This window comes from Streptomyces nanshensis, from assembly GCF_001751255.1.
Lineage (GTDB): Bacteria > Actinomycetota > Actinomycetes > Streptomycetales > Streptomycetaceae > Streptomyces > Streptomyces nanshensis_A.
The window spans coordinates 1-7,921 of sequence record NZ_LJGW01000690.1 but is presented as its reverse complement, the minus strand read 5'-3'; the positions used below and the strand labels follow the sequence as shown (position 1 = coordinate 7,921).

Here is a 7,921-nt window from a genome sequence, read left to right as displayed (position 1 = left end):
GATCCGGCGCAGGGCCTGGGCGGCGACGGCGTCGGCGGAGCGGAAGAGCACCGGTTCGGGGCCGCCGCTCTCGGTGACGGCGGCGCGGATGCGGGCGCCGACGAGTTCGTAGTGGGTGCAGCCGAGGACGACGGCGCGCACTCCGCGGGGCGTCAGGGCCGCGGCGGCGCCCACCGCCACGTCGACGGCGTGCTCGCGCGCGGTCTCCACGGCGTCGGCGAGACCGTGGCAGGGCACCTCCGTGAACTGGGCGCCGCGGCCGAAGTCCGCGATGAGCCGCTGCTGATAGGGGCTGCCGGTGGTCGCCGGGGTGGCCCACACGGCGACGGGTCCGCCGCTCTCCGCGGCGGGCTTGATCGCGGGCACCGTCCCGATCACCGGGAGTTCCGGCTCCAGTTCCGCGCGGAGCGCGGCCAGCGCGTGCACGGACGCGGTGTTGCAGGCGACGATCAGCGCGTCGGGCTCGTGTGCGCGGGCGGCCTTCGCACAGGCCAGGGCGTGTGCGGTGATGTCCTCGGTCTCGCGCGGTCCCCAGGGCATGCTGCCCGGGTCGCTGGAGAGGACGAGATCCGCGTCGGGACGTGCTCTGCGTACCGCCGCAGCGGCGGCGAGAAGGCCGATTCCGGAGTCCACGAGCGCGATCTTCACGGCAGGCAACTCTAGTCGATGGGCTCTGGCGGCCCCGCGGCCGCTGCCGGGCGTGCGGTCTCCTCCCGTACGACTCGTACGTCCCGGCCGCCGTACGGCATCGGTCTGTTCCCGGGCGGCCGTACGGGGCGGCCACCGGCGGCGGTCCCGTGTGCGCCGGGTGCCGTGCGGCAGACTGCGGCGGATGAGCGCGCTGACCTGGATCGCTTCGGTATCTCTTGCCGCGTGGGTGTGCCTGCTGCTGGGTCAGGCGCGCTTCTGGCGTACGGACATCCGGCTGCCGCCGGCCGGCGTGCCGGACGAGTGGCCGGCGGTGGCGGTCGTCGTACCGGCGCGGGACGAGGCCGACGTGCTGCCGCTGAGCCTGCCGGGGCTGCTGGCCCAGCGCTACCCGGGGCGTGCCGAGGTCTTCCTCGTCGACGACGGCTCCACGGACGGCACCGGCGAACTCGCGCGGCGCATCGCGTCTCAACGGCCGCCGCACGGGCTGCCGTTGACGGTCACCTCACCCGGCGAACCGGAACCGGGCTGGACGGGAAAGCTGTGGGCCCTGCGGCACGGCATGGCCCTCGCCCGTGAGCGCACCGGCGCCGCGTATCTGCTGCTGACCGACGCCGACATCGCACACGCCCCGGACTCCCTGCGCGACCTGGTGGGCGCGGCCTCCGGGGCCCGGCTGGATCTGCTCTCGCAGATGGCGCGGCTGCGGGCGGACAGCGCGTGGGAGCGGCTGATCGTCCCCGCGTTCGTCTACTTCTTCGCGCAGCTCTATCCCTTCGGGCGGGTCAACCGGCCCCGCTCCCGTACGGCCGCCGCGGCCGGGGGCTGTGTGCTGCTGCGCAGCGAGGCGGCCGAGCGTGCGGGCATCCCGGAGAGCATCCGGGGCGCGGTCATCGACGACGTGACGCTGGCCCGCGCGGTCAAGCGCGCCGGGGGCGGGCGGATCTGGCTGGGGCTCGCGGACGGGGTGGAGAGCGTGCGCCCGTACGACCGGCTGCCGCAGCTCTGGCGGATGGTGGCGCGCAGCGCGTACGCACAGCTCGGGAACAGTCCGCTGGTGCTGCTGGGCACGGTCGCGGGGCTGACGCTGGTGTATCTGGTGCCGCCCGTCACGGCGTTGGCGGGATCGCCGGTGGGGGCGGCGGCGTGGGCGGTGATGGCGCTGACGTACGTACCGATGCTGCGCTACTACCGGCAGCCGCCGTGGCATGCGCCGGCGCTGCCCGTCACGGCCGCCCTCTATCTGCTGATGACCCTCGACTCGGCGGTGCGGCACCACCGGGGGCAGGGCGCGGCGTGGAAGGGCCGTACATACGCATGAGCCGGAGGTGCGGAGGGACGCGGGACGCGGCGCCGAGGTGCGGGCGCCGCGTCCGACACCGCGTCCGCCGGGCTCACTTGCGTCCCGGAGTCCACTGCATGCCCCACCCGTAGGCCGCGTCCACGGTGCGCTGCGGGCTGCTGCCGGGCTGGGTGACGAGGTAGCGGGCCTCGCGGTGCACGACGAGGTCGCCGCCCTCGTTGGTGATCAGCGCGAGGGCGCACACGTCGGAGGCGACGGTGCACTCGTCGAGGGAGAACTCCACGGGAGCGCCGTGCTGCGGCTGGAGGGTGACGGTGCCGTTCACGCCCTCGAAGCTGCGGGCACCCTCGTAGATCGTCACGAAGACCAGGATGCGCCGCAGTGCGGCGGCGTGGTCGAGATTGACGGTGAGGTTCTCGCCGGAGGCGGCCGCTCCCGTACGGTCGTCGCCGTCGAGGTGGATGTACGGCGGCTGGTGCAGCGAGCCGAAGGCGTTGCCGAGTGCCTGGACGACTCCCCTGCGTCCGTCGGCGAGTTCGAAGAGGGCGCACAGATCGAGGTCGAGCGCGGAGGATCCGGCGCGCTGCCCGGAGAGACTCTTGCCGAGCTTCTTGCCCCAGCCCGAAGGCTCCTTCTTCGTCTGCCAGTTGAGGTTGACCCGCAGCTCGCCGCGGGTGCCGCCCTGCTTGGTGAGGGAGACGGAGGGGGTCTGCTTGGTGAGCGTGACCTTGGTCAGCCGTACGGGAGGGGCGGCGGGCGCCGGTGGCGACGCGGGGGCGGGGGCCTGAGCCGGAGCTGCCTGCGGTGTCGCGGCGGGCGTGGGAGCAGAGGTGGACGTGGACGCCCGGGCGCCGCCCGCCTGTTCGTCGACGCTGATGCCGAAGTCCGTTGCCAGACCGGCCAGTCCGCTCTCGTACCCCTGCCCGACGGCGCGGAACTTCCAGCCGCCCTGTCTGCGGTAGAGCTCCCCGAGGACGAAGGCCGTCTCGACCGTGGCGTCGCCGCTCTCGAAGCGTGCGAACTCCGCGCCACCCGGCGCCGCGTCGCCGACGCTCACGTACAACCCCTCGACCTGCCCGAACGTGCCGCCGTCGGCCGAGGCGGCGAGGACGATCCGCTCGACTTCCGGCTCGACGCGGTCGAGGTCGGCGCTCAACACCTCGCGCACGGCGGGCCCTTCGGCATGCTTGCCCTCGTGAGCGACGGCGCCCGAGGCGTGCCGGGGCTGGTTGTAGAAGACGAAATCACTGTCGGAGCGGACCTTTCCGCCGATGTCCAACAGCAGCGCGGAGGCATCCACGTCCACCCCGCCGCCCGTTCCGGATCGCCGTCCGACCTCGATCCGCACCGATGCCGCCGGCACCGGGACGTTGCTGCCCTTCTGCATCGCCATACCGTTCCACTCCCCCTCGTCGCCAGGTTCCGCATCCGTTGCCGCCGCGGGGCTTTCCCGGCGTGCGGCGCCCGCGTGTGACGCGTCTCGTCACAACATCTCGACACGTCCGCGTGACCGTTTTCCCCTGGTTCGCTCCCATTGGTGACGGGGCGTCACGGCAAGCGCGAGAAACCGCTCCTTGACCGGGGTCCCCAACGGCCACATTTTGGGCTTACCTTATGGGCATGACCTCCCCCCGCTACTCCCCTGGCGGCTACTACGCTGGCCCGTCGTATCCCGACACCCCGATCTACGACATGCTCGTGAACGAGCGTGGCACACCGCAGATCGCCCCGATCCGGGTTCCGTCGGCGTACGAGGCGCTGCCCTCGCTCGCCGCGCTTCCTCCCGCCCTTCCGGCGCTGCCCGCCGGGCCGAGCCAGCAGCAGGCGCCCCCGCAGGGGTACCCGGGAGGCATGGGTCAGCAGCCCCCGCCGCCCGGCATGGCGCAGCCCGCTCCGCTCCAGTCCGCGCCGCTCCAGCAGACGCCCGCGCCCTACATCCCGCAGCAGGCGCCGCCGCAGCGCGGATACCAGGACCCGCGGCAGCAGCAGCCCCAGCAGCCGCAGCCGCCGCAGCAGATGAGGCCGGTCGCACCGCCCCGTCCTGCCGCTCCGCGCCCCGCCGCACCGCGTCCGGCCGCGCCCCGGCAGATGCCCAACTCCTACGACGACCCCTACGGCGGTCACCAGTACCCGGGCCGCGGCTACTGAGCCCTCCGGCACCGCCGCGGGCAGCTCAACGGCCGCGCGGGGGTGGCAGGATGGCCGCATGACCACTGCGCGGCTGGCCTCGCTCCACGTCTATCCGGTGAAGGCACTCGCCGGCTGTACGCGCGAGGAGTTGACGGTCGAGCCGTGGGGTCCGGCCGCCGACCGGCGGTGGATGCTGACGGCGCCCGGCGGGGAGCAGCTCACACAGCGCGAACATCCTTCTCTCGCGCTGGCCAGGGCACTGCCGCTGTCCGACCGCGCCCACGGGGGGAGCCGGGGCGCGGAGGGCAGTGCGGAGGGGATCCGGGTGACGGCTCCGGGGAGGGAGCCGCTGGAGATCCCCGTACCGCCGAAGGACGAAGACCCGCTGGCGGTACGGCTGTTCGGGCAGCCCGTCGAGGCGGTGTCCGCGGGCGCCGCGGCCGACGAGTGGTTCTCCGCCTACCTCGGCACGTCCGTACGGCTGGTGCACATGGACGCGCCCGAGCACCGGCGTCCCCTGGACCCGGAGTTCGCACAGGGCCCGGAGACCGTCAGCTTCGCCGACGGCTTCCCCGTGCTGCTCACCTCGTCCTCCTCGCTGGACGCGCTCAACTCGCTGATCGCGCAAGGGGATCACGCCGACGAGGGTCCGCTGCCGATGGACCGCTTCCGGCCCAGCCTCGTCGTCACGGGCAGCGCCCCGTGGGCCGAGGAAGAGTGGCGGCGGCTGCGGGTCGGGGAGTGTGTCTTCCGCGTCGCCGACGGATGCGGCCGGTGCGTGGTGACCACCACCGACCAGACGACCGGCGAGCGCGGGAAGGAGCCGCTGCGCACCCTGGCCCGCCACCGTCGCTCCGGGAGCCGGCTCGTCTTCGGACTGAACCTGGTTCCCGAGCGCACGGGCAGGGTACGCAGCGGCGACTCGGTCGAGGTGCTCGCCTAGGGCGTGCAGGCACCCGGGAGGTGCCCGGGCGAGCGCCCCGTCGCGCACGGCGGTTCCGGCACCCGGCACCGGGGCGGCGGCCGTTCCGTGCGCCGCTCCGCCGACGGACCGGCGGATCCGGCCCGTTCAGCCTCCGTCGTCCATGAGCCGCGAACGGATCAGGAAGCGGACGCCTTCCGGTGCCTCCAGCGAGAAGCCGCTGCCGCGCCCCGGCACCACGTCCACCGTGAGATGGGTGTGGCTCCAGTACGCGAACTGGCTCGCGGACATCCAGAACGGCACCGGCTCCTCGACGCCGTCCACCTCCAGACGGCCGAGCAGCACGTCGGAGTCGCCCGTACGCAGCTCACCGAGCTGGTAGCACATCGGGGAACTCCCGTCGCAGCAGCCGCCGGACTGGTGGAACATCAACGGACCGTGCTGTCCCGTCAGTTGGCGGATCATCGCGGCGGCCTCGTCGGTGACGGCGACCCGCTCCGGATCCCCGGGCGCGGGTCCCCCGGCGGCGGCCGGGCCCTTCGCCCGGCCGTCCGCCAGACCCGCCGCGAAGCCGTCGGCTCCCTCGGCGGACGCCATCAGAAGAACCCGAGCTTCTTCGGCGAGTAGCTCACCAGCAGGTTCTTCGTCTGCTGGTAGTGGTCGAGCATCATCCGGTGGGTCTCCCGGCCGATGCCGGACTGCTTGTACCCGCCGAAGGCGGCGTGCGCCGGGTAGGCGTGGTAGCAGTTCGTCCACACGCGGCCGGCCTGGATGGTGCGGCCCGCGCGGTAGGCGGTGTTGCCGTCCCGCGTCCAGACGCCGGCGCCCAGACCGTAGAGGGTGTCGTTGGCCGTGGTCATGGCGTCGTCGAAGTCGGAGAAGCCGGTGACGGCGACGACCGGTCCGAAGATCTCCTCCTGGAAGACGCGCATGCTGTTGTTGCCTTCGAGGATGGTGGGCTTCACGTAGAAGCCGCCCTCCAATTCGCCGCCGAGTTCGGCGCGGGTGCCGCCGGTCAGCGCCTTGGCGCCTTCCTGCTTGCCGATGTCGAGGTACGAGAGGATCTTCTCGAACTGGTCGTTGGATGCCTGCGCCCCGACCATGGTCTCGGTGTCCAGCGGATGTCCCTGGACGATCTTCTCCGTACGGGCGATGCCCGCGTCGAGGAACTCCCGGTAGTGGCCCCGCTGGATGAGGGCACGGGACGGACAGGTGCACACCTCGCCCTGGTTGAGGGCGAACATCGTGAAGCCCTCCAGCGCCTTGTCGAAGAAGTCGTCGTCGGCGGTGGACACGTCGTCGAAGAAGATGTTCGGGCTCTTGCCGCCGAGTTCGAGCGTGACGGGCTTGAGGTTCTCCGAGGCGTACTGCATGATCAGCCGGCCCGTGGTCGTCTCGCCGGTGAAGGCCACCTTCGCCACACGGGGGCTGCTGGCGAGCGGCTTGCCCGCCTCCGCGCCGAAGCCGTTGACGATGTTGACGACGCCGGGCGGCAGCAGGTCGGCGATCAGGCTCATCCAGAAGTGGATGGAGGCCGGGGTCTGTTCGGCGGGCTTGAGGACGACGGCGTTGCCCGCGGCCAGGGCCGGCGCGAGCTTCCATGTGGCCATCAGGATCGGGAAGTTCCACGGGATGATCTGGGCGACGACGCCCAGCGGTTCGTGGAAGTGGTAGGCGACGGTGTCGTCGTCGATCTCCGAGAGGGAACCTTCCTGCGCCCTGATGGCGCCCGCGAAGTAGCGGAAGTGGTCGATGGCCAGGGGGATGTCGGCGGCCAGCGCCTCGCGCACCGGCTTGCCGTTCTCCCAGCTCTCGGCCACGGCCAGCTCTTCGAGGTGGTCCTCCATGCGCTGCGCGATGCGGTTCAGCACGGCGGCGCGCTCGGCCGCGGGCGTACGTCCCCACGCGGGGGCTGCCTCGTGCGCCGCGTCGAGTGCCCGTTCCACGTCGTCCGCGGTGCCGCGGGCGATCTCGGTGAACGGCGCTCCCGTGACCGGAGTGGGGTTCTCGAAGTAGCCGCCCTGTTTCGGGGCGACGTAGGCGCCACCGATCCAGTGGTCGTAGCGCGACTGGTAGTTCATGACGGCCCCGTCGGACCCGGGCGCGGCGTAGCGGCTCATCTTCTGCCTCCCCTTGGTACGGGCGGCCCGCCGCTTCGTCCCTCGGCGGGCTCGGTGTGCGGCAGAGACTAGGGACGGGAACGTTGCCGATACGTTGCGTGGCTCTCGCCCTGCGCTCCGTACGGACGGCGGCCGGCACGCGCGGACGCGGACGGCGGCCCGTACGACGTCCCGGAACGGGCCGCCGGGCCGGACCCCGACGCGGGCCCCGAGGCGGATCCGGAGCGCGGTCCGGAGTCGGGTGCGCCCGGTGCCGCCGCGCTCTCCAGCCCGTAGGCGCGCCGCAGTTCACGTACGCGCCCCGCGAGGGCGGCCGTACGCGCCTGACTCGCCGGTCCGCCCTGACGTCCCGACAGCAGGGCCTCCCAGATCTCCAGATCGTCCTCGCCCCAGGGGGTGCGCACCCACTCCTCCAGCAGCGCGGGATCGCGTGCGGCCAGCAGGGCGCGGCGCAGCCGGTCCTCCAGCAGCCTGCGCAGCCGTACGACGCCGGGCGCCTCGGACAGCGGCAGCAGCGGTCCCCGGTACGCGGCGAGCGCCGCGGGCAGATCGCCCTCGGCCAGCGCCTCGCCGACGGCGTCGTGGTCGGTGTGCGGAAGGGTGCGCAGCCGGTACGGGCGGGATTCCAGCAGCGGCCCCAACAGGCCGCGCAGCCGGGAGAGTTCGGCGCGCAGCGTGACGGGCGTGACGGCACGCTCGCCGTACAGCTCCAGCGCCAGCCGCTCGCCCGTCAGACCCTCGGGGTGCGCGGCGAGCAGTACGGCGATCTCGCTGTGCCGCCGGCCGAGGCGCAGCGGC

Annotated in this window: 7 protein-coding genes and 1 pseudogene; 3 read left to right on the top strand and 5 right to left on the bottom strand. The window is 73.0% G+C overall.

What is annotated here, in order from left to right; genetic code table 11:
* The coding region (locus AN218_RS31900; protein ID WP_070020506.1) for a glutamate racemase at positions 1-648 on the bottom strand (648 nt) is incomplete at its 3' end.
* Between the two features lie 184 nt (positions 649-832).
* Between AN218_RS31900 and AN218_RS31895 the strand changes: the two genes are divergently transcribed.
* Positions 833-1,969: a glycosyltransferase gene (locus AN218_RS31895; protein ID WP_070020505.1), complete on the top strand. Its 1,137-nt coding sequence runs from the start codon at positions 833-835 to the stop codon at positions 1,967-1,969.
* A gap of 73 nt (positions 1,970-2,042) precedes the next feature.
* Here AN218_RS31895 and AN218_RS31890 read toward each other — a convergent pair whose 3' ends face one another.
* Entirely contained in the window at positions 2,043-3,344 is a 1,302-nt protein-coding gene (locus tag AN218_RS31890) for a TerD family protein (protein ID WP_070020504.1), read from the bottom strand.
* Between the two features lie 227 nt (positions 3,345-3,571).
* Here AN218_RS31890 and AN218_RS31885 point away from each other — a divergent pair, with 227 nt between their 5' ends.
* Positions 3,572-4,099 (top strand): DUF6643 family protein, encoded by a 528-nt coding sequence (locus AN218_RS31885; protein WP_070020508.1) that lies wholly within the window; start codon positions 3,572-3,574, stop codon positions 4,097-4,099.
* Between the two features lie 58 nt (positions 4,100-4,157).
* On the top strand, positions 4,158-5,024 hold the full coding sequence (locus AN218_RS31880; RefSeq protein ID WP_070020503.1) for an MOSC domain-containing protein: 867 nt from the start codon (positions 4,158-4,160) through the stop codon (positions 5,022-5,024).
* Positions 5,025-5,150: 126 nt separating this feature from the next.
* Here AN218_RS31880 and AN218_RS31875 read toward each other — a convergent pair whose 3' ends face one another.
* The 3 genes and pseudogenes from AN218_RS31875 to AN218_RS31865 all read right to left on the bottom strand — a co-directional run.
* Complete coding sequence (locus AN218_RS31875; RefSeq protein WP_070020507.1) at positions 5,151-5,468, bottom strand: DUF779 domain-containing protein; 318 nt, start codon at positions 5,466-5,468, stop codon at positions 5,151-5,153.
* Positions 5,469-5,599: 131 nt separating this feature from the next.
* Positions 5,600-7,123, bottom strand: coding sequence for an acetaldehyde dehydrogenase ExaC (exaC, locus tag AN218_RS31870; RefSeq protein ID WP_070020502.1), 1,524 nt, complete (start codon positions 7,121-7,123; stop codon positions 5,600-5,602).
* Positions 7,124-7,191: 68 nt separating this feature from the next.
* Positions 7,192-7,921, bottom strand: a pseudogene (locus AN218_RS31865) (transcriptional regulator); the annotation flags it as partial.

Excerpts from the sequence above, each read along its gene's own strand:
- AN218_RS31895 (WP_070020505.1), top strand. The coding sequence starts at position 833 with ATGAGCGCGCTGACCTGGATCGCTTCGGTATCTCTTGCCGCGTGGGTG.
- AN218_RS31890 (WP_070020504.1), bottom strand. The coding sequence starts at position 3,344 with ATGGCGATGCAGAAGGGCAGCAACGTCCCGGTGCCGGCGGCATCGGTG.
- AN218_RS31885 (WP_070020508.1), top strand. The coding sequence starts at position 3,572 with ATGACCTCCCCCCGCTACTCCCCTGGCGGCTACTACGCTGGCCCGTCG.
- AN218_RS31880 (WP_070020503.1), top strand. The coding sequence starts at position 4,158 with ATGACCACTGCGCGGCTGGCCTCGCTCCACGTCTATCCGGTGAAGGCA.
- AN218_RS31875 (WP_070020507.1), bottom strand. The coding sequence starts at position 5,468 with ATGATCCGCCAACTGACGGGACAGCACGGTCCGTTGATGTTCCACCAG.
- exaC (WP_070020502.1), bottom strand. The coding sequence starts at position 7,123 with ATGAGCCGCTACGCCGCGCCCGGGTCCGACGGGGCCGTCATGAACTAC.